The organism is Paraburkholderia sp. Clong3 (assembly GCF_050436485.1).
In the GTDB taxonomy this organism is placed as follows: domain Bacteria; phylum Pseudomonadota; class Gammaproteobacteria; order Burkholderiales; family Burkholderiaceae; genus Paraburkholderia; species Paraburkholderia tuberum.
Window position 1 is genome coordinate 517,677 of sequence record NZ_JBNDMH010000002.1, and the last position, 26,812, is coordinate 544,488.

General features: G+C 65.1%; 27 protein-coding genes. 10 read left to right on the plus strand and 17 right to left on the minus strand.

What is annotated here, in order from left to right; translation table 11 throughout:
- The first annotated feature begins 3 nt into the window (after nucleotides 1-3).
- The 5 genes from iscA to iscX all read left to right on the plus strand — a co-directional run bounded on the left by iscA (nucleotide 4) and on the right by iscX (nucleotide 3,771).
- Nucleotides 4-327, plus strand: a complete 324-nt coding sequence (gene iscA, locus OKW30_RS06645; protein ID WP_184022376.1) for an iron-sulfur cluster assembly protein IscA — start codon at nucleotides 4-6, stop codon at nucleotides 325-327.
- 137 nt (nucleotides 328-464) lie between these two features.
- The gene (gene hscB / locus OKW30_RS06650) at nucleotides 465-992 is read left to right on the plus strand and encodes a Fe-S protein assembly co-chaperone HscB (RefSeq protein WP_090800792.1); all 528 of its coding nucleotides are present in this window, start codon (nucleotides 465-467) and stop codon (nucleotides 990-992) included.
- 164 nt (nucleotides 993-1,156) lie between these two features.
- Nucleotides 1,157-3,028 carry a Fe-S protein assembly chaperone HscA gene (gene hscA, locus OKW30_RS06655; RefSeq protein ID WP_429346306.1) on the plus strand — a complete coding sequence of 624 codons (1,872 nt, stop codon included), beginning with the start codon at nucleotides 1,157-1,159 and terminating at the stop codon, nucleotides 3,026-3,028.
- A gap of 188 nt (nucleotides 3,029-3,216) precedes the next feature.
- On the plus strand, nucleotides 3,217-3,558 hold the full coding sequence (fdx, locus tag OKW30_RS06660) for an ISC system 2Fe-2S type ferredoxin (protein WP_090800789.1): 342 nt from the start codon (nucleotides 3,217-3,219) through the stop codon (nucleotides 3,556-3,558).
- Nucleotides 3,559-3,573: 15 nt separating this feature from the next.
- Nucleotides 3,574-3,771 carry a Fe-S cluster assembly protein IscX gene (gene iscX / locus OKW30_RS06665; RefSeq protein WP_027198111.1) on the plus strand — a complete coding sequence of 66 codons (198 nt, stop codon included), beginning with the start codon at nucleotides 3,574-3,576 and terminating at the stop codon, nucleotides 3,769-3,771.
- Nucleotides 3,772-3,873: 102 nt separating this feature from the next.
- Here iscX and OKW30_RS06670 read toward each other — a convergent pair whose 3' ends face one another.
- The 5 genes from OKW30_RS06670 to OKW30_RS06690 all read right to left on the minus strand — a co-directional run bounded on the left by OKW30_RS06670 (nucleotide 3,874) and on the right by OKW30_RS06690 (nucleotide 10,714).
- Nucleotides 3,874-4,608 carry a glycine zipper 2TM domain-containing protein gene (locus OKW30_RS06670; RefSeq protein ID WP_187626664.1) on the minus strand — a complete coding sequence of 245 codons (735 nt, stop codon included), beginning with the start codon at nucleotides 4,606-4,608 and terminating at the stop codon, nucleotides 3,874-3,876.
- A gap of 343 nt (nucleotides 4,609-4,951) precedes the next feature.
- Nucleotides 4,952-6,493, minus strand: a complete 1,542-nt coding sequence (gene lysS, locus OKW30_RS06675; RefSeq protein ID WP_429346307.1) for a lysine--tRNA ligase — start codon at nucleotides 6,491-6,493, stop codon at nucleotides 4,952-4,954.
- A 174-nt stretch (nucleotides 6,494-6,667) separates the two neighbouring features.
- A protein-coding gene (prfB, locus tag OKW30_RS06680; RefSeq protein WP_184067556.1) for a peptide chain release factor 2 occupies nucleotides 6,668-7,772 on the minus strand; the annotation gives its coding sequence in 2 pieces (ribosomal slippage) (nucleotides 6,668-7,690 and nucleotides 7,692-7,772; 1,104 coding nt in all).
- Nucleotides 7,773-7,881: 109 nt separating this feature from the next.
- Nucleotides 7,882-9,588, minus strand: a complete 1,707-nt coding sequence (recJ, locus tag OKW30_RS06685) for a single-stranded-DNA-specific exonuclease RecJ (RefSeq protein WP_429346308.1) — start codon at nucleotides 9,586-9,588, stop codon at nucleotides 7,882-7,884.
- 16 nt (nucleotides 9,589-9,604) lie between these two features.
- Nucleotides 9,605-10,714, minus strand: a complete 1,110-nt coding sequence (locus tag OKW30_RS06690) for a regulator (RefSeq protein ID WP_429346309.1) — start codon at nucleotides 10,712-10,714, stop codon at nucleotides 9,605-9,607.
- Nucleotides 10,715-11,019: 305 nt separating this feature from the next.
- Here OKW30_RS06690 and OKW30_RS06695 point away from each other — a divergent pair, with 305 nt between their 5' ends.
- The 4 genes from OKW30_RS06695 to OKW30_RS06710 all read left to right on the plus strand — a co-directional run bounded on the left by OKW30_RS06695 (nucleotide 11,020) and on the right by OKW30_RS06710 (nucleotide 16,518).
- A complete protein-coding gene (locus OKW30_RS06695) occupies nucleotides 11,020-12,273 on the plus strand; it encodes a lipoprotein-releasing ABC transporter permease subunit (protein WP_429346310.1) in 1,254 nt (417 codons plus the stop codon).
- 31 nt (nucleotides 12,274-12,304) lie between these two features.
- A complete protein-coding gene (lolD, locus tag OKW30_RS06700) occupies nucleotides 12,305-13,021 on the plus strand; it encodes a lipoprotein-releasing ABC transporter ATP-binding protein LolD (RefSeq protein WP_409340030.1) in 717 nt (238 codons plus the stop codon).
- A 43-nt stretch (nucleotides 13,022-13,064) separates the two neighbouring features.
- Complete coding sequence (locus OKW30_RS06705; protein WP_429293393.1) at nucleotides 13,065-13,853, plus strand: TatD family hydrolase; 789 nt, start codon at nucleotides 13,065-13,067, stop codon at nucleotides 13,851-13,853.
- A 115-nt stretch (nucleotides 13,854-13,968) separates the two neighbouring features.
- Nucleotides 13,969-16,518: a DNA internalization-related competence protein ComEC/Rec2 gene (locus OKW30_RS06710; protein WP_429346311.1), complete on the plus strand. Its 2,550-nt coding sequence runs from the start codon at nucleotides 13,969-13,971 to the stop codon at nucleotides 16,516-16,518.
- On the opposite strand, the gene OKW30_RS06715 is transcribed toward OKW30_RS06710, so the two are convergent.
- From OKW30_RS06715 to OKW30_RS06735, 5 genes are all read right to left on the minus strand, one after another.
- Nucleotides 16,465-17,331, minus strand: coding sequence for a tyrosine-type recombinase/integrase (locus tag OKW30_RS06715; protein ID WP_429346312.1), 867 nt, complete (start codon nucleotides 17,329-17,331; stop codon nucleotides 16,465-16,467). The two genes, OKW30_RS06710 and OKW30_RS06715, sit on opposite strands and share 54 nt — an antisense overlap.
- Before the next feature lie 65 nt (nucleotides 17,332-17,396).
- Nucleotides 17,397-17,744, minus strand: coding sequence for a helix-turn-helix domain-containing protein (locus OKW30_RS06720; protein ID WP_429346313.1), 348 nt, complete (start codon nucleotides 17,742-17,744; stop codon nucleotides 17,397-17,399).
- The gene (locus OKW30_RS06725; RefSeq protein WP_429346314.1) at nucleotides 17,741-18,028 is read right to left on the minus strand and encodes a hypothetical protein; all 288 of its coding nucleotides are present in this window, start codon (nucleotides 18,026-18,028) and stop codon (nucleotides 17,741-17,743) included. The genes OKW30_RS06720 and OKW30_RS06725 overlap by 4 nt, the downstream gene beginning before the upstream one ends.
- On the minus strand, nucleotides 18,028-18,654 hold the full coding sequence (locus OKW30_RS06730) for a J domain-containing protein (RefSeq protein ID WP_429346315.1): 627 nt from the start codon (nucleotides 18,652-18,654) through the stop codon (nucleotides 18,028-18,030). Before OKW30_RS06730 ends, OKW30_RS06725 begins: the two co-directional genes overlap by 1 nt.
- On the minus strand, nucleotides 18,651-19,124 hold the full coding sequence (locus OKW30_RS06735; RefSeq protein WP_429346316.1) for an ASCH domain-containing protein: 474 nt from the start codon (nucleotides 19,122-19,124) through the stop codon (nucleotides 18,651-18,653). Before OKW30_RS06735 ends, OKW30_RS06730 begins: the two co-directional genes overlap by 4 nt.
- A 32-nt stretch (nucleotides 19,125-19,156) precedes the next feature.
- Here OKW30_RS06735 and OKW30_RS06740 point away from each other — a divergent pair, with 32 nt between their 5' ends.
- Nucleotides 19,157-19,378 carry a hypothetical protein gene (locus tag OKW30_RS06740; RefSeq protein WP_429346317.1) on the plus strand — a complete coding sequence of 74 codons (222 nt, stop codon included), beginning with the start codon at nucleotides 19,157-19,159 and terminating at the stop codon, nucleotides 19,376-19,378.
- Nucleotides 19,379-19,389: 11 nt separating this feature from the next.
- Here OKW30_RS06740 and OKW30_RS06745 read toward each other — a convergent pair whose 3' ends face one another.
- The 7 genes from OKW30_RS06745 to OKW30_RS06775 all read right to left on the minus strand — a co-directional run bounded on the left by OKW30_RS06745 (nucleotide 19,390) and on the right by OKW30_RS06775 (nucleotide 26,808).
- On the minus strand, nucleotides 19,390-20,349 hold the full coding sequence (locus OKW30_RS06745) for a phage Gp37/Gp68 family protein (protein ID WP_429347733.1): 960 nt from the start codon (nucleotides 20,347-20,349) through the stop codon (nucleotides 19,390-19,392).
- A gap of 426 nt (nucleotides 20,350-20,775) precedes the next feature.
- Nucleotides 20,776-21,537: a hypothetical protein gene (locus tag OKW30_RS06750; RefSeq protein WP_429346318.1), complete on the minus strand. Its 762-nt coding sequence runs from the start codon at nucleotides 21,535-21,537 to the stop codon at nucleotides 20,776-20,778.
- Nucleotides 21,534-22,604 carry a hypothetical protein gene (locus tag OKW30_RS06755; RefSeq protein WP_429346319.1) on the minus strand — a complete coding sequence of 357 codons (1,071 nt, stop codon included), beginning with the start codon at nucleotides 22,602-22,604 and terminating at the stop codon, nucleotides 21,534-21,536. Before OKW30_RS06755 ends, OKW30_RS06750 begins: the two co-directional genes overlap by 4 nt.
- Before the next feature lie 112 nt (nucleotides 22,605-22,716).
- On the minus strand, nucleotides 22,717-22,905 hold the full coding sequence (locus OKW30_RS06760) for a hypothetical protein (protein WP_429346320.1): 189 nt from the start codon (nucleotides 22,903-22,905) through the stop codon (nucleotides 22,717-22,719).
- A gap of 1 nt (nucleotide 22,906) precedes the next feature.
- Complete coding sequence (locus OKW30_RS06765; RefSeq protein WP_429346321.1) at nucleotides 22,907-24,646, minus strand: AAA family ATPase; 1,740 nt, start codon at nucleotides 24,644-24,646, stop codon at nucleotides 22,907-22,909.
- Nucleotides 24,643-25,557, minus strand: coding sequence for a DNA translocase FtsK (locus tag OKW30_RS06770; protein ID WP_429346322.1), 915 nt, complete (start codon nucleotides 25,555-25,557; stop codon nucleotides 24,643-24,645). Before OKW30_RS06770 ends, OKW30_RS06765 begins: the two co-directional genes overlap by 4 nt.
- Nucleotides 25,558-25,584: 27 nt before the next feature.
- Complete coding sequence (locus OKW30_RS06775) at nucleotides 25,585-26,808, minus strand: hypothetical protein (RefSeq protein WP_429346323.1); 1,224 nt, start codon at nucleotides 26,806-26,808, stop codon at nucleotides 25,585-25,587.
- Between the last annotated feature and the right edge of the window lie 4 nt (nucleotides 26,809-26,812).

A 26,812-nucleotide genomic window follows, 5' to 3' on the forward strand; every position in this document is an offset into this window, starting at 1 on the left:
GTTATGGCAATTACGTTGACCGAAAAGGCAGCACAGCACGTCCAGAGGTATCTGACCCGCCGCGGTAAAGGCATCGGGTTGCGCGTCGGCGTGCGCACCACCGGTTGCTCGGGCCTCGCCTACAAGCTCGAGTACGTGGACGAACTCGCGCCGGAAGACCAGGTGTTCGAGACGGGCGGCGTGAAGGTCGTCGTCGACCCGAAGAGTCTCGCGTATATCGACGGCACGGAGCTCGACTTCGCGCGCGAAGGGCTGAACGAAGGCTTCAGGTTCAACAACCCGAACGTGAAAGACGAATGCGGCTGCGGCGAGTCGTTCCGCGTCTAGATTCGTTACCTTCCGCGTGCGGCGGATAAAAGGCGGCGCGGGCCGCCTTTTTAGTTTGATCCGCGCTCCACTGAACCGGTCACGCCTGACAAGGCCCGACGTCTCCATACCAGTTTTCATCAACGGACTTTAATCCGATGGCCTCGCTGAACGACAGCCACTTCGATCTGTTTGGTCTGCCGGCGCAATTCGCGCTCGACGCGAGCACGCTCGATCACGCGTACCGCACCGTGCAGGCGCAGGTGCATCCGGATCGCTTCGCGGCCGCCGGCGATGCGCAAAAGCGCATCGCGATGCAGTGGGCGACGCGCGCGAACGAGGCCTATCAGACGCTGCGCGATCCGCTCAAGCGCGCGACCTATCTGCTGTCGTTGCGCGGCATCAACGTCGGCGCGGAGAACAACACGGCGATGGAGCCCGCGTTCCTGATGCAGCAGATGGAGTGGCGCGAGAACATCGAGGACGCGGCCGCGGCGAAGAACGTCGACGCGCTCGACGCGCTGCTCATCGAGTTGCGCGACGAGGAGCGTCGGCGCTTCGACAAGCTCGGCGCATCGCTCGATCACGGCGCGAATCAGGCGGCGGGCGAGGCGGTGCGGCAGCTGATGTTCATCGAGCGCGTCGCGTCGGAAATCGATGCCCAGATCGAGCGGCTCGAAGGCTAGCGCGGTTTCGCGCGACGCGCGCAAAAGCGCGGCGCGGGCAAGCAGCAACAGTAGGCAGCGACGTAGTAAGCGACAAACAAAAAACCAGAGCGGCCGCGAGCCGCGGCATCACCCCAGCAACGCGAACATTCAGGACGGGGCACAACGTCCCCGAGAAGATCCAGATGGCCTTACTGCAAATCTCCGAACCCGGCATGGCGCCGGCGCCTCACCAGCGGCGTCTGGCGGTCGGTATCGATCTCGGCACCACCAACTCCCTCGTCGCCGCTGTGCGCAGCGGCGTGCCCGATGTGCTGCCCGACGAAGACGGGCACGTGCTGCTGCCGTCGGTGGTGCGTTACCTGGAGCAGGGCGGCCGTCGCATCGGCCGCCGGGCGAAGGCCGAAGCCGCGACCGACCCGCGCAACACGATTGTGTCGGTCAAGCGCTTCATGGGCCGCGGCAAGGCCGAGGTGGAGGGCGCCGAAAACGCGCCGTACGACTTCGTCGATGCACCCGGCATGGTGCAGATCCGCACCGTCGACGGCGTGAAGAGCCCGGTCGAGGTATCGGCTGAAATTCTCGCGACGCTGCGCCAGCGCGCCGAAGACACGCTCGGCGACGAGCTCGTCGGCGCGGTAATCACGGTGCCCGCTTACTTCGACGAAGCGCAGCGCCAGGCGACCAAGGACGCCGCGCGCCTCGCGGGGCTGAACGTGCTGCGTCTGCTCAACGAACCGACCGCTGCGGCGATCGCCTACGGTCTCGACAACGGCGCGGAAGGTTTGTACGCGGTCTACGACCTCGGCGGCGGCACCTTCGACCTGTCGATCCTGAAGCTCACCAAGGGCGTTTTCGAAGTGCTCGCGGCGGGCGGCGATTCCGCGCTCGGCGGCGACGACTTCGACCATGCGCTATATCGCCATGTGCTCGAACAGGCCGGCATCGCGTCGCAGACGCTCGCGCCGCACGACGTGCGCCTGCTGCTCGATAGCGTGCGCGAGGCCAAGGAGGCGCTGTCGAGCGCGTCGCAAACTACCCTCGAGCTCACGCTTGCCAACGGCACCGCGCTCGATCTGACGATCGACGAAGCCACTTTCGAGACCATCACGGCCGCGCTGGTGCAACGCACGCTGGGCCCGACGAAAAAGGCGCTGCGCGACGCGAAGGTCACCACGAAGGAAATCAAGGGCGTCGTGCTGGTCGGCGGCGCGACGCGCATGCCGGTGATCCGCCGCGCGGTCGAGGCGTTCTTCGGCCAGCCGCCGCTCGTCAATCTCGATCCGGATCAGGTCGTCGCACTCGGCGCCGCGATCCAGGCCGATCTGCTGGCCGGCAACCGCGGGGCGGAAGGCGACGAATGGCTACTGCTCGACGTGATTCCGCTGTCGCTCGGCGTCGAGACGATGGGTGGCCTCACCGAAAAGATCATTCCGCGCAACTCGACGATTCCAGTCGCGCGCGCGCAGGATTTCACGACCTTCAAGGACGGCCAGACCGCGATGGCGATTCACGTCGTCCAAGGCGAGCGCGAGCTCATCAGCGATTGCCGTTCGCTCGCGCGCTTCGAGCTGCGCGGCATTCCGCCGATGGCCGCCGGCGCCGCGCGCATTCGCGTGACCTATCAGGTCGACGCCGACGGCCTGCTGTCGGTGTTTGCGCGCGAGCTGGCGTCGGGCGTGGAGGCATCGGTCGTCGTGAAGCCTTCGTATGGCCTCGCCGACGACGACATCGCGCGCATGCTCGAAGACAGCTTTTCGACCGCTGAAATCGACATGCGGGCGCGCGCATTGCGCGAGGCGCAGGTCGAAGCGCAGCGTCTCGTCGAAGCGACCGACGCGGCGCTCGCCGCCGACGCCGAGTTGCTCGACGACAGCGAACGCGCCGAACTCGACGCGCTGCTCGCCGCGCTGCGCAACGTCGCGCCGGGCGAAGACGTCGGCGCGATCGAAGCCGCGACGAAGGCGCTCGCCGAAGGCACCGACGAATTCGCCGCGCGCCGCATGAACAAGGGAATTCGCCGCGCGCTGTCGGGCCGCAAGCTCGACGAGATCTGAACGGGCGAGCGTAGCGACAGCAACGTGCACGCGACGCGCGCTCAGGCCACGCACGAACTGCGCCCCCCACGAACCACCGATCGCGCCCGCGCGGACTTAAAAAGTCCGCGCGGCGCCAGTAAAATGGCACGGAGCCTGCACCCGGCATTGCTGGCAGCCGCCGTGCCTCAGACCCAAACGGAAACTGTATGCCTCAAATCGTTGTGCTGCCTCACGTCGAACTGTGCCCGGAAGGCGCGGTGATCGACGCCGTTCCCGGCAAGAGCATTTGCGACAACCTGCTCGATAACGGTATCGAAATCGAGCATGCGTGCGAGAAGTCGTGCGCGTGCACGACCTGCCACGTAATCGTGCGTGAGGGTTTCGCCGCCTTGACGCCATCCGAGGAAGACGAGGACGATCTGTTGGACAAGGCATGGGGGCTGGAACCGGCTTCGCGCCTGTCGTGTCAGGCGGTCATGCCGGACGAGCAGGATCTGGTCGTCGAAATTCCGCGTTACTCGATCAATCACGCGAAGGAAAACCACTAACAGGAGGGTGCCGCCATGAAGTGGACCGATACGCAAGACATCGCGATGGCTCTGACGGACAAGCATCAGGACGTCGATCCACAGCAGGTGCGTTTCACCGACCTGCACCGCTGGGTGACCGAGCTCGAAGGCTTCGACGACGATCCGAACCGTTCGAGCGAAAAGATTCTCGAAGCGATTCAGGCGGCATGGATCGAAGACGCGGATTATTGAACGCGTGTTCGAACGGGTGCATTGAACTCCAAAGAAAAGGCGATTCCGATGGAATCGCCTTTTTTCATGGCGCGTCGACGAACGTTGGGCGCCGAGCTCAGCTCAGTCGGCGACGAGGCCGCCGTTCTGAACGCGCACGCGCTCGCCGTCGCGCAACGGCGGCGCCTCGCTATAGGTGAAGTAGCGCGTCTTGCCGTCTTCCATGTGCACGCGCACCGAATACGACGTTGTGCTGCGCAGATGTTTTTCGACCGAGTTGCCGGCGAACCCGCCGCCCAGCGCGCCGAGCAGCGTCATCGCGGTACGCCCGCCGCCGGCGCCGAATTGATTACCGACGACGCCCCCGGCCACCGCACCGCCGACCGCGCCAATGCCGGTGCCATGTCCTTCATGCCGAACCGCCGAGATCGCGACGACGGTGCCGCAAGTCGAGCAATAAGCGGCATGCGGCGCCGGCTGCTGCGCATACTGCGGCGCCGCTTGCGGCTCGGGCTGTGGCGCATATTGCGGCGCGGCCTGTGCCTGCTGTTGCTGCGCGTATTGCTGCTGGGTCGGAGCGGCGGCAGGGGCGGCCGGCACCGCTTGCTGAGCCTGATCCTGCCGCTGTTGCGCAGATGGCTTGACCGGCGCGGCCGAATCGACGACGCCCGGCGCTTGCGTGCTGACCTGCGCGGCCTGCGTCTGATCGTTCTGTGCGCCGTTACCCGACGCCTTCGGGAACACGCCGGTGATCGCCGCGGTAGCAACGAGACTCGCGACGAGCACCGCGCCGGCGGCCACCGCGATCAAGGGATGAAGACGACGTGGCTGCGTGGGTTGATGAGTAGGGGTGTCCATGTAGGGCCTCCGTTTCTGACAGAGCCGACTTCTTGTGAGACTGAGTGTCGCGCAATTCGATCCGGGCAGCGTTTCTATTTGTAACCGCTCAGGTGGCGCCCTCGGGCGTCGGTAGGCGCCCTTCACGCGGTGCGCTTTGGTGTCAACAAACTTCCAAGACCATTGAGTCCGCGGCGACTTAAGCGCGAACGAGCAGCTTTTACCGCTGGTTACAAACGATGAGAAGCAGAAAACGGTCCCGCAAAGCGAAAACGCGCGCAAAAGAACGCCCGGCATCAACCGGGCGCTCTTCAAACCATCGGATTGCGCGCGAAGCACAACGAGCGCTCGCGCCCAGCGTCGCTCAGTCTTCGCGACGCAGATGCGGGAAAAGAATCACGTCGCGGATGCTCGGGCTATCGGTCAGCATCATGACCAGACGATCGATGCCGATACCGCAGCCGCCCGCCGGCGGCATGCCGTACTCGAGCGCGCGGATGTAGTCGGCGTCGTAGAACATCGCTTCCTCGTCGCCGGCGTCTTTCTGGTCGACCTGCTTCCTGAAGCGCGCGGCCTGATCTTCCGGATCGTTGAGCTCCGAGAACCCGTTGGCGATTTCGCGGCCGGTGATGAACAGCTCGAAACGCTCGGTGATGCCTGCCACCTTGTCCGACGCACGCGCGAGCGGCGACACCTCGATCGGGTAGTCGATGATGTAGGTCGGCTCCCACAGTTGCGACTCGGCGGTCTCTTCGAACAGCGCCAGTTGCAGCGAGCCGACGCCCGCGTTGAGGAACTGCGGCTGCGACGCATCGACGCCGAACTTCTTCAGCTCGGCGCGCAGGAACGTGCCGTCGGCGAGCTGCTCGTTCGTGTATTGCGGCGCGTATTTCTGGATCGCCTGCGTGATCGTGAGCCGATGGAACGGCTTCGACAGATCGAGCTCGCGACCCTGATAAGTGATGGTGGCCGTGCCGAGCGCATCGATCGCGGCCTGGCGAATCAGCTGCTCGGTGAAGTCCATCAGCCACTTGTAATCGGTGTAGGCCGCGTAGAACTCGATCATTGTGAATTCCGGGTTGTGGCGCACGGATACGCCCTCGTTGCGGAAATTACGATTGATCTCGAACACGCGCTCGAAGCCGCCCACCACCAGCCGCTTCAGGTACAGCTCCGGCGCGATGCGCAGGAACATCTGCATGTCGAGCGCGTTGTGGTGCGTCGAGAACGGCTTGGCCGCCGCGCCGCCCGGAATCGGGTGCAGCATCGGTGTTTCGACTTCCATGAAGTTCGCGTCGGCCATGTACTTGCGGATCGACGAAATCGCCTTCGTGCGCGCGACGAACGTGCGGCGCGTTTCCGGCGTGACGATCAGATCGACATAGCGCTGGCGGTACTTCATTTCCTGGTCGGCGAGACCGTGGAACTTGTCCGGCAGCGGACGCAGCGACTTCGACAGCAGACGCAGCTCCGTGCAGCGCACCGATAGCTCGCCCTTGTTGGTGCGAAACAGCACGCCGCGCGCGGCGACGATGTCGCCCATGTCCCACTTCTTGAACGCGTCGTAGGTCTCCTGACCGACGTCGGCCGGTGTGATGAAGAACTGGATCTGACCCGAGCCGTCGCGCACGGTTGCGAAACTTGCCTTGCCCATCACGCGTTTCAGCATCATGCGGCCGGCGATCGCGACTTCGAGCGGATTCGCTTCGAGCGGATTCGCTTCGAGCGCTTCCTTGTCGGCGTGCTCGTACTGCGCCTGCAGATCTTCGGCGTGGTGCGTGGGACGGAAATCGTTCGGATAGGCGACGCCTCGCTCACGCAGTTCGCGCAGCTTTTCGCGGCGCTCGGCGATGATCTTGTTGTCGTCCGCTTCGGGCACGACAGTCGGCTGGGTCGGTTCAGTCATGATGATTTGGTATTCGGTGGCCCGCCGCGGAGTGCTCCGCTGGCGGGAAGCCAGTCAGTGTAAAAACCTCAGGCGGTACTGGAAAAACGGCGAACAAATAGCGTGGAAGCAACGCAAAGGCGCCAACGAAGAAGGCGCGGTCCCGATCGGTGAACGGGGCGGCGCCGTGCGCGCCTAGACGCCCTGTTTCAGGCTCGCGCTGATGAACGGATCGAGGTCACCGTCGAGCACGCTCTTCGTATTGCTGATTTCGACGTTGGTGCGCAGATCCTTGATGCGGCTGTTGTCGAGCACGTACGAACGGATCTGATGGCCCCAACCCACATCGGTCTTGCCGGCTTCCAGCTTGTCCTGCTCGGCCTGACGCTTGCGGATTTCCGCTTCGTACAGGCGCGATTTCAGCATCGCCATGGCTTCGGCGCGGTTGCGGTGCTGCGAGCGGTCGTTCTGGCACTGCACGACGATGCCCGACGGCATGTGCGTGATACGCACCGCGGAGTCGGTCTTGTTGATGTGCTGACCGCCCGCGCCCGAAGCACGGTACGTGTCGATGCGCAGGTCGGCCGGGTTGATGTCGACTTCGATCGAGTCGTCGATTTCCGGGTACACGAACACCGACGAGAACGACGTGTGACGACCGCCCGACGAGTCGAACGGCGACTTGCGCACGAGCCGGTGCACGCCGGTTTCGGTACGCAGGAAGCCGTACGCGTAGTCGCCTTCGATCTTGATCGTAGCGTTCTTGATGCCGGCGACGTCGCCTTCGGTCTGCTCGAGCACTTCGGTCTTGAAGCCCTTGCGCTCGCAATAACGCAGATACTGGCGCAGCAGCATCGACGCCCAGTCGCACGCCTCGGTGCCGCCGGCGCCGGCCTGGATGTCGAGAAAGGCGTTGTTGGGATCGGCCGGGTTCGCGAACATCCGGCGGAATTCCATGTCGGCGACGCGTGCCTCGATGGCTTGGGCGTCACCCTCGCAGGCGAGCAGCGTGTCGTCGTCGGCTTCTTCGCGTGCCATCGCGAACAGGTCTTGCGCGTCGCGCACGTCGTTCGTGATCGACGTGAGCTTGCCGACCGTGTCGTCGAGCAGCTTCTTTTCCTTACCGAGCGCCTGGGCGTGCTTCGAGTCGTTCCAGACGTCCGGGTCTTCGAGTTCCCGGTTGACTTCGATTAGACGCAGTGCTTTGTCGTCGTAGTCAAAGATACCCCCGTAGGTCGTCCGCGCGCTTGCGCAGGTCGGCCAGAGAGGCTTCGATCGCGTTGAGACGTTCCGCTTCCATGTCGATCTTCTATTCTGCGTAAAAAGCAGAAATTATAGCCGATCGGCACGCCGCGCCGGAGCCTCGCGGGCGACCCAGCGCGTGTTCGCGATTGATTTTGCGGAAGATTTCAGCTCACCGCGTGCTCGACGATCAGTTGCACGCGCGACACGCCGTTCCATGTATCGCTCGCGAGCCGGTAGGCGACGGTGGTGCGCGCGGGCAGCGTGTCGGTGTGATTGAACCAGATCGCGTTGAAGCGCTGGCGGCCGCGCAGCAGTTGCAGCTTCAGGTGCTTGTCCTTCACCAACGCCTGCGAGGCGACCTCGAATTCGCCGGAGAACACCGGCGCCGGAAAACCCTGGCCCCAGACGGCCGCGTCGAGCATTTCGACGAATTGCGGCGTGAAGTACGCGTCTTCGAGCTCGCCGTCGGTTTCGATCGTGCGTGCGAGCGCCTGCGCGGACAGCCATTCGCGGCCGACCGCCTCGAACGCGGCGGTGAAGCGCGGCACGTCGGCGGCGGCGATCGTCAGGCCCGCGGCCATCGCGTGGCCGCCGAATTTGACGATCAGGTCCGGCTCGCGCTTCGAGATCAGATCGAGCGCGTCGCGCAGGTGGAAGCCCGCGATCGAGCGGCCCGAGCCCTTGACGAGCATGCCGGTACCGTCGGCCGGCGCGAACGTGAACGACGGGCGGTGGAACTTCTCTTTCAACCGTCCCGCGACGATGCCGATCACGCCCTGATGCCAGCCCGGATTGAACAACGTGATCGTGGTCGCGCCGTCGGGATCGACCGTCGACAGGTCGTCCAGCGCCTGCTGCTGCATGCCGGCCTCGATTTCACGGCGCTCGCGGTTCATCGTGTCGAGCTGCTGCGCGAGTTCCCAGGCACGGCCAACGTCGTCGGTGGTCAGGCATTCGATGCCGAGCGACATGTCCGACAGCCGTCCCGCCGCGTTCAGGCGCGGTCCCAGCGCGAAGCCGAGGTCGAAGCCGGAGGCGTTGCGCGCATCGCGCGCGGCGGCGCGAAACAGCGCGGCGATGCCAGGCTGCATGCGGCCGCGGCGGATGCGCTGCAGACCTTGCGCGACCAGCACGCGGTTGTTGCCGTCGAGTTTGACGACATCGGCGACGGTGCCGAGTGCGACCAGATCGAGCAGACCGTCGAGGCGCGGCTCGGGCAGCGCGTCGCCGAACGCCCCACGGCGGCGCAGTTCGGCGCGCAGCGCGAGCAGCACGTAGAACATCACGCCGACGCCGGCGAGGCACTTGCTCGGGAATGTGCAGCCCGGCTGGTTCGGATTGACGATTGCGCGCGCGGCGGGCAGTTCGTCGCCGGGCAGGTGGTGGTCGGTGACGAGCACGTCGATGCCGAGGGCGTTGGCCGCCGCGACGCCGTCGACGCTCGCGATGCCGTTGTCGACGGTGATCAGCAGATCGGGCTTGCCGGCCGCGCTACGCGCCGCCAGCTCGACGATGTCCGGCGTGAGCCCGTAGCCGTGCTCCATGCGGTTCGGCACCAGGTAGTCGATGCGCGCGCCGAACATGCGCAGCCCGCGCACCGCGACCGCGCAGGCGGTCGCGCCGTCGCAGTCGTAGTCGGCGACGACCAGCATGCGGCGCTGCTGCTGGAGCGCGTCGGCGAGCAGCGCGGCGGCCGCGTCGCAGCCCTTCAGTTCGGCTGGCGGCACGAGCCGCGCGAGGCCGGTTTCGACGTCCTCGGGCAGGCACACGCCGCGCGCTGCGTACAGGCGCGCGAGCACCGGATGCAGGCCGCAGCGGGTCAGCACTTCGGCGTCGACGGGGGAGCAGGGGCGTGTAACGATTCGGGTCATGCGGAAGGACCGTGGATCATTCGATGAAAAGCGAGGCCAGCACGCGCCGCCGCCAGAATTTGCGCAGATCGCCGCGCGTGACCGTCAGCGTCACCGAGCCGGTGTCGCCGCACAGCGTGAGGCCGAGCTCGGCGAGTTCGCCCGACTGCAATGCCGCGAGCGCGGGCGCGAACCAGTCGGTCTGCAGCGCGGCGAATGCCTGGTTCCAGCGCGCCCAGTCCTGTTCGATGTAGGGCGCGGAGAAGGGGGCGAGTTCGACGAGCGTTGCGCCGCTGCCGTTGGTGGTGCCGCGCAGCGCCGCGGCCAGTTCGCGATACGACGCCGGCGGCGCGCCTGTCGCGACCCCCGCGCTGAGCGCGAGACCGCGCGTTGCGGCGGCATCGGACAGCACCTGCGCGAACGGACTGCGCACGCTCCGCGCGGCGCCTTGCGCGTGAAACCAGATCGAGTTGACGGCCGGCAGCCCGCGCGCCTCCCGCGCTTCGTTGACCGGATGCTCGAACCAGGCCATCTGCACTTCGTTCTGCAGCTTCATCCACGCGCGAGAGCGTTCGCCGGAATGCGCTTCGTGCGGCAACCAGATCTCGATGTTGCGGCCGCTCGCGCGCAACGGCGACGCGCCCGCGAGCGAACCGAAAGCGTCGCTCGACAGATACCAGCGGATTGGCTTGGGCGCCTCGATGCGCACGCCGAGTTCCTCGATCAGCGGACGCGCAAGCGCGAGCAGCGTGCTCGCTTCGGCGTCCGACAGATTGAGCGACGCCGGGTCGATCAGCACCAGGTGGTCGTGCGCGATGTGCACGTGTACCGGCTGCACGCAGGCCCACGTCGCGTTGCCGGGTTCGCCGCCGTCGGCGCGCAGCATGTAGGGCGCGAGCGGGGCTTCGTCGGCGGCGGCCGAGGCGCCGTCGGGCAGCGCGCCGAATTGTCGCGCGACCCAGCGCTCGTGCGGCAGCGTGCGCTGAAAATCCTCGCCGATCACGCGTTCGATCAGCGTCGCGCGCGCGATCAGCCTGTCGAGAGCGGGGCACTGGATGTCGTGAAGCGCGGTGGAGGCGTCGGCCGCGGCAGGCAGCGCGAAGGGCAGCAGAAGATGGAGGCGGTCGGCAGGCATGATGCTGCGCATTGTAGGGCAAACGGTGCGAGTATTTCGACGAAGCGCGGCCGGTTCGTCGATGGCGCGGCCGAGGCATGTCCTTTGCGCGAGCTGGCGGCATTGTGTGGCAAACTTCGCGCTTGATCGCCGGACCCGGCAGGGTGGCGCACCGCGGCGCGGCGCCTCTATGCGCCGGCAGAGCCGCACAGCGGCCGGGCGAGCGAGGAACGATCCGCGCCGCCGCGAGCCCAACGATCACGACGCTCGGGCCGCACGGCGGACGTCGATGTCCGCCGGTCCCGACATACAGTCGAAGAACGCACAAAAGGATTCGCTTGAAATTTCCCTACGAATGGCAGATTGGCTGGCGCTACACACGCGCCGGCAAACGCACGACCGGTAACGGCTTCATTTCGTTCATCGCGCTGGTGTCGATGTCGGGCATCGCGCTTGGCGTCGCGGCGCTGATCGTCGTGTTGTCGGTGATGAACGGCTTTCAGAAAGAGGTGCGCGACCGCATGCTGTCGGTGCTCGCGCACGTCGAGATCTTTTCGCCGACCGGTTCGATGCCCGACTGGCAGCTGACCGCGAAGGAGGCGCGCCAGAACAAGGAGGTGATCGGCGCGGCGCCCTACGTCGAGGCCCAGGCGCTGCTGACGCGCCAGGACGCGGTGAGCGGCGTCGCGTTGCGTGGCATCGAGCCGACGCTCGAGCCTGAAGTGTCGGACATCGGCAAGGAAATGAAGGGCGGCAAGCTGGCCGACCTCGTGCCCGGCGGCTTCGGCATCGTGCTCGGCGCCGATCTGGCGGCCAATCTCGGCGTGCAGCTGAACGACAAGATCACGCTCGTCGCGCCCGAAGGCACGATCACGCCGGCGGGCATGCTGCCGCGCCTGAAGCAGTTCACGGTGGTCGGCATCTTCGAGTCGGGCCATTACGAATACGACAGCACGCTCGCGCTGATCAACATCAACGACGCAGAGGCGCTGTTCCGGCTGCCCGCACCGACCGGCGTGCGGCTGCGCCTCACCGACATGCAGCGCGCGCCGGAAGTCGCGCATCAGCTCGCGCGCACGCTGTCGGGCGATCTGTACATCCGCGACTGGACCCAGCAGAACAAGACCTGGTTCTCGGCGGTGCAGATCGAGAAGCGCATGATGTTCATCATCCTGACGCTGATCATTGCGGTGGCCGCGTTCAATCTTGTGTCGTCGCTGGTGATGACGGTGACCAACAAGCAGGCCGATATCGCGATCCTGCGCACGCTCGGCGCGCAGCCCGGCTCGATCATGAAGATCTTCGTCGTGCAGGGCGTGACGATCGGCTTCATCGGCACGGCGACCGGCGTCGTGCTCGGCTGTCTGATCGCGTGGAGCATTCCGTGGCTCGTGCCGATGATCGAGCATCTGCTCGGCGTGCAATTCCTGCCGCCGTCGGTGTACTTCATCAGCGAGCTGCCGTCCGAGCTGGTTCCGGCGGACGTCGCGCGCATCGGCCTCATCGCGTTCGTGCTGTCGGCGCTCGCGACGCTCTATCCGAGCTGGCGCGGCGCGAAGGTCCGTCCGGCGGAGGCGCTGCGCTATGAATGACCGCCTCGTCCATCCCTCAACCGATTCATCCATGACCGCTCAGGACTCCGCGTCGCATCCGTTCGTGCTCGAAGCCACCGGCATTTCCAAAGCGTTCGTGCAGGGCGGGCTGAACGTGCAGGTGCTCAACAATGCGCAACTCGCCGTGCGGCGCGGCGAGAAGCTCGCGATCGTCGGCGCGTCGGGCTCCGGCAAGAGCACGCTGCTGCACGTGCTCGGCGGTCTCGACGACCCGAGCGCGGGCCACGTGTCGGTGCTCGGCAAGCCGTTCACGAAGCTCTCCGAGCGCGAGCGCAACGACCTGCGCAATCGCGCGCTCGGTTTCGTGTATCAGTTTCACCATCTGTTGCCGGAGTTTTCCGCGCTCGATAACGTCGCGATGCCGCTGCGGATTCGTCGCGAGACGACCGAAGTCGCGCGCCGCGAGGCCATGGCGGTGCTGGAGCGCGTCGGCATGGGGCATCGCGCGAAGCATCGGCCGGGCGAGCTGTCGGGCGGCGAGCGTCAGCGTGTCGCGATCGCGCGTGCGCTCGTCACGAAGCCCGCCTGCGTGCTCGCCGACGAGCCGACCGGTAACCTTGACGGCGGCACCGCCGACACGGTCTTCAACCTGATGCTCGAACTGTCGCGCACGCTCGAGACGAGCTTCGTGATCGTCACGCACGACCCGGAGCTGGCGGGCCGCTGTGATCGCATCATGCGGTTGCGCGACGGCGTGCTGCACGAAGAGCCGCCAGTGCCGGTCTGAGTGCGGGCCGGCACGGTCCGTCCTCTTGCCAGCGAGATAACCCATGTGGATCGACACGCACTGCCATCTCGACGCTTCGGAGTTCGACGCCGACCGTGATGCGGTTGCGGCGTCCGCGCGCCATGCGGGGGTGTCGCGCATCGTGATTCCGGCGATCGGGCCACGGAACTTCGCGGCGGTGCGCGAGCTCGCGCATCGCGTCGACGGCGGCGCGTACGCGCTCGGCATTCATCCGCTGTTCACGCCGCACGCCGTCGATGCCGACCTCGACCTGTTGCGCATGGAGATCGAGGCGAGTCTCGACGATCCGCGCTTCGTCGGCATCGGCGAGATCGGGCTCGACTATTTCGTCGACGGCCTCGACGATGCGCGCCAGCAGTTTTTCTACAACGGCCAGTTGCAGCTCGCGCGCGAATTCGATTTGCCGGTCATCTGCCATGTGCGCAAATCGCAGGATCAGGTGATCAAAGGGCTGCGCCGGCATCAGATTCATCGCGGCATCGCGCACGCGTTCAATGGCAGTTTCCAGCAGGCGCAGGCGTACATCGATCAGGGCATGCATCTTGGGTTCGGCGGCAACCTCACGTTCGAGCGCGCCCGGCAGATCCGGCGACTCGCCGAACAGCTGCCGTTCGATGCGCTGGTCGTCGAGACCGACGCGCCGGATATCGCGCCGTCCTGGATGTACAGGCAGCGCAATTCACCCGAGCAGATTCCGGCGATCGGCGCGAGCCTCGCGCGACTGCGCGGTGTCACTTCCGACGCAGCCGCCCTTGGCACAACGGCTAACGCGCTCGCCGCGCTGCCGCGACTCGCGCTTTCCTCTGCATAATCGATTCCGTTGATCGAAAGGGTTCGCGTCGGGCGATCCCCTCGCCCGGCGGGCTCGCTGCTGCCCGTTCGCTGGCGCGGTGACGAGGCCCGGCGCCAACGGGTACGGAGGGCGGATGAGGGCGGTCTGGTGTGGATTTGCGTTGGGGGTGGTCTGGCTGCAGCGACAGGCGGTGTTGCCGGATACAGGCGCATGGTGCGCGTTGATACTGCTCGGCTGCACGGCGGCCGGCGTTGCGGTGTGGGGTTTGCGTGGCGGCGCAGCGGCTGCGGCGGCGGGTGTGACAGGTGTGACAGGTGCGGCCGGTGCGGCGCTCCAGCGCGACTACGAGCGGGGCTTCTCGCACCAGCTCGCTAGCCGCGTATGGCGCGACGCTCGCATGCGGCGGGTGGCCGGTTGGGGCGCGGTGTGGTGCGCGGCGATCTGCGTCGGCTTCGGCTACGCGGCCGTGCGCGCGCAAACGCGGCTCGCGGTGAGCCTGCCGCACGAGTGGGAAGGGCGCGATATCGAGGTGGTCGGCACGATCAAGGGATTGCCGACGCGTGACGACAAAGGCGCGCGCTTCCTGTTCGACGTCGATACGAACGGTGCGCGGCTCGCCGCTTTCCCGCGCGTGATCCAGCTAACCTGGATCGCGCGCGACGCCGCGGCGCCGCGGCTCGAACCGGGCGAACGCTGGCGTCTGACCGTGCGCCTGAAGCGCCCGCACGGCAACGCGAATTTCGGCGTGCGCGATGCAGAGGCGAGTCTGCTCGCGCGCAACGTCCGCGCGACCGGCTACGTGAGCGTGCCGGACCATGCGCGGCGCCTGGCCGGTCACGCGCGCGGGCTCGCCGTGCTGGTCGACCGCTGGCGCGCCGGGTTGCGTGCGCGTATCGACACGGTGCTTGCCGATGCGCCGCATCGCGGCATCGTCGTCGCGCTCGCGATCGGCGCGCAGGACGAAGTGAGCCCCGCCGACTGGCAATTGATGCGCGGCACCGGCACGAGTCATCTGGTGGCGATTTCGGGCTTGCATCTCGGCTTGGTCGCGGGGCTGACCGGCTGGCTCGCGGCGGCAATCTGGAGGCGTTCGGGGTGGCTCGGCCGCAACTGGCCGCTGCGCTTGCCCGCGCAGCTCGTCGGCGTGACGGCCGGTGCGATGTTCGCCGCACTGCATGCCGCGCTCGCGGGCTTCAACGTGCCAGCGCAACGCGCGCTGTGGATGGCCGCGCTCGTCGCGCTGGCGTTCGTCGGCGGCCGGCAGCTAGCGCGCTCCACGGTGCTCGCGTGGGCGCTCGGGCTCGTGCTGCTGGTCGATCCGTGGGCGGTCGTGTCGGCCGGATTCTGGCTGTCGTTTTGCGCAGTCGGCGCGATCCTGTTCGCGATGTCGGGGCGGCCGCGCGTGCGGGTTCCACTGGCGTCCCGTCATCATGAAGACGAGGAGCGCAGCGCGGCGCGTCCCGTATCGATCCGGCGTCTGCGCGTGCTCGCCGAACGGTTGCGCAGCGCCGCTCACGCGCAGTTCGCGGTGACGGTCGCGCTGGCGCCGCTGACCGCCTACTGGTTCGCGCAAATTCCGCTCGCCGGTCCGCTCGCGAACGCGTTCGCGATTCCCTGGGTGAGCCTGCTCGTCACGCCGACGGTGCTCGCGGGCGTCGCAATGCCCGCGCCGCTCGATGCGTTCGCGTGGCGCGCCGCGCACACGCTGCTCGATGGTCTCGCGGCCGGCCTGCAACTGGCGTCGGGACCGCGCTGGACGCTGTGGTGGCTGCCGCAGCCGCATGCGTGGGCGCTGGCCGCGGCGGCGCTCGGTGTGCTGTGGTGTCTCGCGCCGCGCGGCTGGCCACTGCGCTGGGCGGCGCCGCTGTCGTGGCTGCCGCTGCTGATGCCCAGCGCAAGCGGCGCACTCGCCGAGCCATCAGGCGCGTTCCGTCTGACTGCGCTCGATGTCGGGCAGGGCTCGTCGGTGCTCGTGCAGACCGCGCATCACGCGTTGCTGTTCGATGCGGGTCCCGGTCCGGAATCGAGCCACGCTGGCGAGCGCGTGGTGGTGCCGTTCCTGCGGGCGCAAGGCGTGACGACGCTCGATACGCTGATGATCAGTCACGCCGACTCGGATCATGCGGGCGGCGCCCCTGCCGTTTTCGATGCGATCGAGGTGCGTCAGCTGGTGGCTGCTCTGGAGCCGGACAATCCGCTGTGGCCGAAGGCAAAACAGCATGGCACGCAGACGCTGCCGTGCGTGGCGGGGCAGCGCTGGCAGTGGGATGGTATTGAGTTCGCCGTGCTGTGGCCTGACGTCGGGGCACTCACGGGCAAGGCGAACGAGCATTGCTGCGTGTTGAGGGTCAGCACGTTGCCGCCCACCAACGCAAGCCAGGCGGCGGCGTTCGTCGGTGCGAACGCGCCGCGTTTCACGGCCCTGCTGACCGCCGACATCGAAGCGCCGACCGAACGCGCGCTGCTCGCGCGCGATCCCGCTATGCTGCGCGCGCAAGTGTTGATGGTGCCGCATCATGGCAGCAAAACGTCGTCGACCGAGCCGTTCCTCGACTCTATCGATCCGTCCATCGCGTTATTTCAGGTAGGCTACCTGAATTACTACTTGTTCTGCGCTCCCTTGTCTTCCTTATGCGGCGGCTCTTTCCGCCATTTCTGCCGATCCTTCTTGCGGCGGCTGTGACCAGATTGTGACCGCCGTCGCGTGCGGCGCCAGATGGTCGGGCGCGAGGTGGGCGTACCGCAACACCATCTCGTACTTTGACCATCCGCCGAGCTCCATCAACCGGTCAAGCGGCGTTCCGGCCTGAACGTGCCAACTCGCCCACGTGTGGCGCACGTCGTGAAATCGAAAGTTCTCGATTCCCGCACGCTCGCATTGCCGGTTCCACTGCACGCTGCACCAATGACGAATAGGGTGCCCCTTCCGCACGAATACATGAGTCCGGTGCTTGCCGATCCACCGACGGATCGCCGCGACCGCGTCGTCGTTGAGCGGCACGCCGATCGGCTTTCCAGCCTTGGCCTGGTCGGCGTGGATCCATGCGCGGCGATTTACCAGATCCACCTGCGACCATTCGAGTCCGAGTAGGTTGGCGCGCCGCAGCCCGGTTGCGAACCCCAGGATCGCGACGTCGCGCATCCAGTCCGTGCTAATGACGCCGATCAGACGCTGCGCTTCTTCCTTCGTGATCCAGCGAATCCGCTTCTGTCTGTTCGACAGATCGGGCAACTTGAGCGCTTTGTCGATCCAACCCCATTCGTGCGTTGCGCGGCTAACCATTGCGCGAATGGTCGACAGATACCGGTTCTTCGTGGCAATCGAGACCCGCCGCGGTTCCTTCGTGCGACCGCTCAGCTCCGGCAGGGCGGAAAAAATTTCGTCCCGAGTCAACGAATCCAGGTATCGGCCGGCGAAATGCGTTCGCCAATGTCGAATGTGAAGCCGCTTGTTCCCAAAATCGCTTGTGCCCTGACATTCCTGCAGCAGCCGCAACGCGGCATCATCGAACGTGCGGCGCGGCCGCTCACCGAGCTTCGCGACGCGCCAGAGCTCATGCTTCAGTTTGTCGTGGAATTCTTGCGCCTCCTTGCGGTCGGTCGTTCCAGTAGTTTGTCTAATTCGGCGGCCGTCTGGCGTGCGGATGTCAAGGTGCCAGACGTCACTGCCTTCGCGCTTTCGGATTGACATGTTTCGCTTTCCTCGTCCGTCTGCGCCGGTCGGCGCTCATTGTAGCCCTGTGTCGCATCGGCCAAAGTTTCCGGCCAGATGCGCCACACCGAGCCGATCTGGAAGAATCCGAGCTGCTGGCGGCGCGCGTACACCGTGCCGTAAGAGACCCGCAGCAGCTGGGCGGCCTCCTTCAAGGTGATTGCGCGCGTGCCGATGATCGGGACCTTGTCGCTCACGATCCTTCTCCTTTGTCGAAATCAAAGGCCCCTTGAGTGGGAGCGCCGTCGCGCTTCCATTGCGCGAAGTGCTCGGGGCAGTAGTGAATGTCGGCGCCGACCTCGTGTGCATGGTTTGCGCACAGGTGCCGGTCGCACGTCTTGCGTGGGCTCACCGGGTAGTCGCACTGATAGCCGCTCGGCGCGCGGCAGCCGTCGACCGCGCAGCGTGGGCCCGTTCTCCGGTCTCGCGTGCAGACGATTCCCGACGTGCCGTCGGGCGTGCGGAACGGAATGCAGGGCATCAGCCAATCTCCTTTTCCGCCATCGCGAGTGCCGCGTTGAGTTCGGTCATCGCATCGTGCGAACCGCCGGGCCGGTCGGGATGATGCTGGGCCGCGCGGCGCCGGTATTCGGCGCGTACGGTCGCCATGTCGCGCACGTATGCCGGCACTCCGATCACCTCACGCCAGTGGCGCGGCGCTTCGGGCGCCGGCAGAGCCGTGAAGCCGGTGAACGCACGTTCGAGGATCTGTGCGCCGCCGTGTCGCTCGATCGCCCGCATGGCATCGAGCGTCGCGGCGACGGCGGCAAGGTTGTCCGCGACCTTCTGATAGCGATCGACGGCCATCACCTTTCGGCCGCCGCGGCGCTTCTCCCAATACACTGCGACGCCTGGATCATCGGGAGCTTTCTGGTCAGATCGAGGCAGGCCGTCGAGACGCGTTTTGAGATTCGTCGAGATCACGATGTCGTCGCGGCCGATGCCGAGGCGGCCGAGTTCGAGCAGCACGCGCTCGACGCCATCAGCTACGGTCAGGTCTTCGCGATAGTTCGCGCGGCGCTGTCGACTGAATTTGCCGTGCTGTCGCGCGTACGACTTCGTGCGCGGCCACCCTTCGGGCCACTGGAGAGGATAGGCAGCGATCATGCAATCGCTCCCAGTTCGTGCATCTGGCGCAACTGCGCGGCGACGTCGTGCGGCACGTCAAAGAAGTTGAGCGCACCCTTGCAGGCGACGAACGGCAGCGGCTTTGCGTCGACCAGATGGAGACCGAAAGCCCCCTCGATATGCCAGCGCGACGTGCGATCGGCGGGATGGATACATTCGTCGATTGTCACGACTCCGACGATCCCGCCGCGCTGCAACTGGTCAAAAGGCGGCAGTTCGATCGTCGGGCCGCCGACGGACCATAGGGGATCCTGCGCTGCTTCGTACTCGGCACGAGTCATCCCCTTCGAAGCGTGAATCAGCACGCGCCCACGGACCTTCGTCGGCCAGCTGCGGTTTTCGATGTCCTTCAGGATGCCTCTGGCGATTGCGGCGGCGCGCGCGAGACCGGTAAGGTCCGGGCGCACAATAAGCCAAGCCCACGGCTGGCGGATGGATAATGCCTTCATGCTAGGCTTGGTCGAAAAATGAGGAGAGTTCGATGGCTACGGCAGACGTTTCGGTCGGGCAACACACGTTCAGAATCTCGACGATTCCCGTTGTCGACGGCGGCTGGACGATCACAATCGTGCATCAACACGACAAGGGCGATTCCTTCGTCGAGACACGCCATGACAGTGACGTTGTCTACGAAACTGAGGAGCAGGCCCTGGAGCAGGGAAGTGTGGTCGCCCGTCAGATGGCAGCCCGGCATGCTGTTTAGCTGAGTGGTCATCATGTCGTCGGGAACTCGTCATGCGTGCGGCCGTCGAGCTGGCGGCCAGCGGCTTTCTTGCCCACGCGTCTGATCGTGATGCAGTCGGCGTCCTCATCGCTGGGAGGCACGTCCCATAGGGTGCCGTTGGCGCGCATGAAACGGACTTCGCCGGCTGACGACCCGAAGGCCCTAACCGAGGCATCGGCCCATTCGCCGTGCTGCTTGAATAGAAAAGGCACACCGGCCTCGCTGCATTGATCGCGGAGTGTGCGGACCCAATCTGTATTCATCGGTCGCGCGCCACGTCCGCTTTCGCCGCCGGCGATCACCCAATCGAGCCGATCGATCATCCTCGTACGGTGCTCTGACTCCAGTTTCGGGAATGGATATTCGCCGCCGCACCGATGCGCGAGGTATTCCTTCGAGAGATCGACTTCGCCGAGGAGCGGCTCCATCGAGAGGAATCGTACGCGCGCCGGCACCGCCAGCAGCTTCGGGATGTCGCGATCGGCTTCTTCCTGATTCACGATCGTCGCGCCGAGCCACACGTTGTCGCGGCCGGCGAGCCAGTCATGCGACCGTGCGCGCGCGACCATATCGAACACGTTGCCGATGCGCTTCGTGAGGAGCAACCAGTTCAGGTTAGGTGTGAGTTCGATGAGGTCGAACAGATCGCGGCGCCATGCCGGATCGACCGCGTTGTCGAATACATCGGCGAGCGAGGCGCAGAACACTCGTTGACGACGCCCGTGCTTCTCGAAGAATGCGTCGTGCCGTCTGTTCCATGCGCGCGGCTGCTTCCACGTGCTATCCGCCGTGCGGTGCCGCGCCTCGCCCGGCCCCCAAACGACGCTCATCGCGCGCGACGGCGTGCTCACGGCTGCGTAGCAGTGGTCGCAACCGGGCGACACGCGCGTGCACCCTATCCACGGATTAAACGTATGATCCGTCCACTCGATTTTGCTGTTTTCACTCATACTAAAGTCCCCCTCTAAGCTCTGACGGCTCCAAAACCCGATCAGCATGAACCCCGCCAAACGAGCGACCGATAAGCGATCTACGCCAACCGCTGCCGAACAGCGCAGAATGAGATGGGAATTCAAATTGGGTATTTGGATGGCCATCGTTACCGCCTTGGGCGGCATCGCTGTTTATTGGTCGACGACGGGTGTCCATGACCTGGCCCTCCCAAGACCGGCGTCCGCACCGCATACCAACTCGCAACTCAACTTGTCCGGCAATAATTTCACTAACAACGGAGTGGCTATCTCCGTCCCTAACAGCGGCGTTGACGTCAATGCAAGCGGATCGGAATTCAACCGCAATGGCGTCGCGGTTGAATTCCGCAGCGGATCCGCTCCGGCTGCAGCGGGTTCCAAACGGTGAGACTTTGTGCGTTCGAATCATGAGCGTCCCGTCTTTGCGGATGCCGCGATGGCGGCGTCGATGGCCGCATCAAGACTCGCCTTATCGCGGTATTCGACACCGCAAAAGCAGATCGGTAGGCCGGAGTCGAAGAATGCTCGATACCGCTCCGCATCCCTGCGAACCTCGCCAATGAATCCCACAAGCTCATCCCTCTCGCGCTCTCCGTTATCTCCGCAAGCCGCGCGGATCTCGCATAGCAGCGTGAAGAGGTCAGAGTCGTCCGCATCCCTCTGCGCTCCATCCTGCGCAGTAGGGGCGGGGTGGGTGTAGAGAGGAATTTCATCGGGCTCCGCAACGTGGCCGGTTTCGCACCAGTACACCCATGCATCGGATGTGGCATCTTCCAGCTGGGCCAACTGTTCTTTGGTGATCCAGACTGCCGGCTTTTGAACGAGTGCTACCTTCGATTTAGCATCCCGACATCCATCAACATATCCCGCCCGGCATTCGTCCGAATGCTCGACTGCCGCCGCCTGCACAGTCGCCTGAGCGCTTGCAGCGGATTCGAGTTCGGTTGCCTTGTCGCACCATTCTTTGGCGCGAGCCTCCCATATCTCCTTCTGGCCACGCTCGCCTGATACCTGCAATTCAAGGGCGGCGATGTTCGCGGCTTGCTGCTCGATCAGTTCAAGAGCTTCTTCCAGATCGCTCGCGCATTCACGGTGATCCTCAGTCGCTTCCAAGTCGATGACTTTGTTTCGGAGGCAGGCGACGACCCATTTCTGTGCTTCGATCATGAGCGGTCCTTTGCGCGGGCGGCGAGCACATCGTGGATAGCCCGCAGATCGTCGTCAGACGGTTCTCGCATCAGCAGCACCATCAGCGCGCAGGGGTTGTCCGCAATTCGGCTAACACCGTGAACGCGTGGCAACGTCACCGCCTCGTCTGCTTGCTCGCTGGCACGCGGAAGGGGAGCGGCCGGGGCTGCGGCGAGCATGGCTTGGTACATGTTGCGAGCATCGACAATCCGAGCATCGCGCATGTCATCGTCGTCCCCCCACCCATCGCCCCAATAGGACTCGCAGATGTCGGCCAGTTGCTGCTTCGTCGGATTAACGGGCACCAGCTTTAGCTTCCAACCTTCAGGCACCGTCTCGGCTTGCGGGGCGGCGGACTGCTCGGCGTCGAAGTATTCCGCCTTCAGCTCATGCAGGATCCCGATCGTCTGATCGACGGCGGCAGCGTTCGCAAATGTCACGAAGGCGAGCACGTTCCTCGCGCGCGCCCCGACCGGATAGACGTCGGACGTATCGGCATTGATCTCGCGCGGCTCGTCAAGAGCCATGTAAATGATGCCGGGCGCGTTCGCTTCGGGTGAGAAGCAGCCGCCGACCGCGACGGAACCGTGCCCCATCTGCGCGACCGTCACGAGCTGGTCGCTGAGTGCCGTGGCAGTGGATGCGGCGCGGGCGAACCGGTCGAGAAGCGTCGCAGCGCGGCGTACGTACACATCGCCGTCGATAGCCTCATAGTCGTCTTCGTAGATCACGGCCGGGTCAGCCTCAGAGCAGCCCTCGATCATGCCGCGCAGGATGCTGGCGAGCACTTGCGCTTCCCATTCGGGCGTATGAGGCTCTGCTGCACGCTCGTCGCTCACAGTCGCGGCAGAGCGAGGGAGAGGGCCGGCGGTGGCGAGAGCGGTCGGAATGCCGTGAAGCATATTCATGACAAGCCGGAGTTCATGTGCAGCGGCTTTCGGATCGCATCCGTTCTCTAGCCATTGTGCGGTGCATTCTAGGGACACGAGAGCATTGCGGACATTTGCACGCATTTCATCGCCCGCAGGTTGGTTGATGGTTGTCATAGGTGTCGATCCAAAAAAGCCGGACGCTGTGCAAGCCGCCCGTAAATTCCGAGGGACGTGTGCCGGCTTTCGAGGCTTGAAAGTCTCTGCGGCATACCGGCGCGCCGCGGGGTTAGGCGAAGTGTTTCGCGTGCAGCTCGTCGAGTCGTTCGACCTGTTTGTCGGTCAGCTCAGTGACCTTTCCCGCGCTGACGAAGCGCTGCAGATTGGTCACGAAAGTTTGTTCCCAGCCGTTCAGGTCGTCGGTGCCGAGCAGGCCGGACAGTCGCTGAATCATTTCGGTCGTAGAGACGTGGCGCATTTCAGGCGACCTCCAGGGCAACGGGGCGCACGGTGGCACCCTCGATCCAGAACGCCTCGATTCCTTCCGGGAGTGCCTTCGGCGGTTCCTTCAGACTCATGAACACCAGCGCCGTGTCGATCTGGTTCGCGTAGGCGAGGTCGTCGAGCCAATAAAACAGGCGATCGCGCTCGGGTCCGATCAATACGTCGGCGCGGTCCAGCACCAGCAAACGCAGACCGCTGATCAGGCTGATAGCGCAGCCTAGGTGCGCGTCGGCGCGCCAACGCTCGGATTCAGACAGCAGTTGGTACGGGCGCCCGTCGGCCAGAATTTCCATTTCAGGCGTGACCGTTACGTCAGCCCACTCGGACATTTCTGCGAGCGCGGTCAACTGCTCGTTGAGCGGCTGCAACGCCTCGCGCATCAGGTCTGCTGGAATGCCATCTGGCGCGAGCGCGTCGGCGATCGCTTCCCACGCCTGTACATCGGCGTGGTGCGAGGCCGCGTCTCGCTCTTTTTCCCCGGCTGCTGCTGCGGCCCGCTGCTGGTCGCGGTGCTTCTCGACCTCCGCGGTGATAGTTCGGCGCCGCGCCTGCAAGTCAGCGAGTTCCTGTCGAAGGGCGTCAACGTCGATGACGGGAGCGTCGGTGTCTTCCTCTCCCTCGACGGCTCGCAACTGCTTCGCTGCAGTGTCGGCCGCCTCCAGCTCGCGGCGGCGATTGGCTGCGGCGTTCTGCAGCATGGTCAGACTCGCTTCGTATTCGGGAAGCTTGGCGATCGCCTCATCGTCGCGCACCGCGGCAACGCTGGCGCTCAGCACGCCGTTCAGGTAGCGGAGAAGGGCTCCGCATTCGGGGCACGCGCATTCGATACCCGCCGGCGTGCCGCCCGCGCGCTCGCGAAGGCTGTCGACCTGCGGTTTGAACTCCACCACCTCGTTATCTGCCCGTTGCACAAGATCGGTCAGGCGGGCGAACTGGGAGGCAGTGGTGCGCAGGGAAGCGACCTGTTCTGCCCGTTCGCGGGCCGTGGTCTGGGCGACCTCGGCCGCGCCGATTTCCTGCTGCACGTCGCCGATCTCGCCGTCGAGCGATTCGCGATCGGCCTCGAGCTTGAGTAACCCGGCTTCGTCGAACGTCACCGCGGCGGGCGCCCAGCCGTCAGCCTTTGAACTGCCGTAGGTCTCACCGGTCACGACGCGCCACGCGGTTTTTGCGGCTCGCGCCTTGTCGCCCGCTTCCTTGTGGGCGGCGTCGATACCGGCGCGCACCATTGGAATCACCGACTCGATCCGCTTTTTGTCCGCATCGGACATAGGTGTCTGGTCGAACAGCCGGGCAACGAGGCGACGCCGGATTTCATCGGAGCCGACCTTCACTCCCATCAGTTCGTACAGGAACGATCGGCGTGCCTTGTCGTCAAGCTGGGCGAAGCGCTGGGCGTCGAGCACCATCGGAAGCCGCGGATCATCGATCAGACCGCGCGCGAGCTTGCCCGCAGGCAACGTGATGCTGTTCGCGTCATCGCCAGCAGCGACGATGATCTGGCCGTCCTTCGCGTCGTCGTGCAGCAGCTGGCCGTATGCCTTCTTCAACGACACCCGCACGGTGTCGCCAGTCAGCGCCATGCGCACGGCTTCCTGAATGCTGCTTTTACCGGCGCCGTTGGCGCCGGCGAACAGGGCGACGGGCTTGGTCAGGTGGACGTCGGCCTCGGCGATGCCGAGAACGTCACGCACGAGGATATGAGTCAACTTCATGCTTCGTCCCCGCCAAGGTCGTCGCTGTCGTTGGCATCTATCACTGTTCGACGGCCCGTTTCGTCTGCCGTGCTCACGACGCCGCGCTTTTCGAGCTGCTCGATGATGATCGCTGCGCGGTTGTAGCCGATCTTCAGGTGGCGCTGAATGAAGCTGATCGTCGCGCGCTTGTGCTCGCGCACAAGGGCCGCCGCCTGCTCGAACAGTTCGTCGACGGGGTCATGACTCTCGGCAGCGTCGGCCTGTTCCTCGTGCCACGACTTCCAACCCTTTACCCACGCGATGCACAGATCTCCGCGCATGACCGGGCACTCGCTTTCGGGCAGTCCGTCGGCAGCAGCGTTGCGACCCGCTTCGTGCTGCTCGTCGATCTCGGATTGCAGCGGGCCGTCGCCGAGCGCGGCGACCGGGCGGAATTCGGCGTCGACAACGTCGTCATCGTCGGACGGCCCATTCATTCCATCGCCATCCTCGGCGGTGTACTCGCCGCCAAGGTCGAGGCCGCGCTGATCGTTTTCGCCGCGCACCTCGTCCATGCCGCCCGTATGCTCGCCGGCGTCGGACACGACGATCAGCACCTGCTTTCCCTGTGCATCGTAGAGCTCGTGCAGCGAGGGCGCCGATTTGCCGACCTTGATGACGGCTTTCGCGCCGTCCTTGATGGTGATCTGCTCGAGGTCCCCGGCGACGACCATGCGCCCATCGCTGGCGATCAGGTGCACGGCCATCTTGACCGCGTTCTCGACGCGCTTGCGCAGCCGGTCAATGATGTCGTTCTGTTTGGTCTCGGACAGCTTGACCCAGACATCGGGAAGCATTTTCAGTTCGAGGACGGTTGCCGACAGCAGATCCTTGCCGACAGTGGCCGCGGTCATGTCTAGGACGGCCTTGTGTTCTTCAGAATGGCTCACAGATGCTCCTTTTATTCGAATGAATGGTTATTCGGCGCTGATCGGTCCGCGCGGCCGGCGCTGCGTCGGCGTGGTCGCCTGTCGCTGCCGCGCGCGCTGTTGCGGCTCCTCGGTGCTGCTGAGTTCCCGAATGCGCTTCGATGCCAGCGCGTTGAGTTCCGCTTTGACCGCCTCGTCAGACACACCGCTGATCGCGCTGCGCGCGAGGTCGATTTCCTCGGGCGAGTTCGCGGTTTCGAGGTCCTCGCGGATGCCCTGAATCAGTCCCGACTCGTCGAACGCGAAGTCGTCTTGCTGGCTGTCCGACTTTTGCTGCGCAGATACCTGCGCGGTAGATGCGACGGTCTGCTCCTGCTTCGCTTCGTTGGCCGGCGCGGGTTCGCGTCGCTGAGCCGCAGGCGAGGTCGGTTGTGCTGAGGCCTGGGTGGCCGGAACGACTTCAGCAGCAGGCGCAGGACCGGCGCGAAGATCGTCGACGGTCGTGCGGTTGACTGTGTACGAGCCATCCGCGTGCACGTCGACGATGTCGGTGACTTCCTCTGCCGTCTGGAGACCCATCAGCAATTCGGGCGCATAAAGCTTGCCGAAGAAGGCGGCGGAGCGATATCGAAGCATCACTTCAGGCATCGTCATCCACTTGCTGCCATTCTTCGTCAGCCAGCCTTCGTCAATCGCCATCTGAATACTGATGGTCGGTGATTCGAGGCGCTCACCGGTCTGCTTTTCGATCGCCCACGCGACGCATGTCTGGTGCCGAACGGTTACCTTCCTGGGTACGCTCACCTTTTTGGCACGGCCATTCGGCTGGTCTTGCCACTCGGTCGCGTTGTAGGTCACTTCCTCGGGATCGGTTGCAGGGCTGAGGTCAAAGCGAAGCGGTGAGTACTTCCCGCACGAGTTGATCGCCGCGATGATGAATTGCGATGACCAGGAGGGGCGGCCTTCGACGATGTACAAATTCTGCATCACCATCAGCGGATCGGCGCCCATGCGTTGCGCCATGTTCAGCGCGACGACACAGTTGGAAAGCCCGTTGGGATTGTCTTCATAGCCGGTGACCTTGCCGTACTCCTTGACTTCGGTCTGTGCACGATACGCAACGGGTACCAACGTCGAGTTGGTCAGCAATTTTGCGGCGCGCTGCATCAGTTCGAACGATTGCAGCGTGCCGAACCCCATTTCAACGGCGGGCAAATTGGCTTCGCGTGGCGCGGGGTTGCGCAGATTTTCTACAGTTGTCGGGGTCGACATAGGA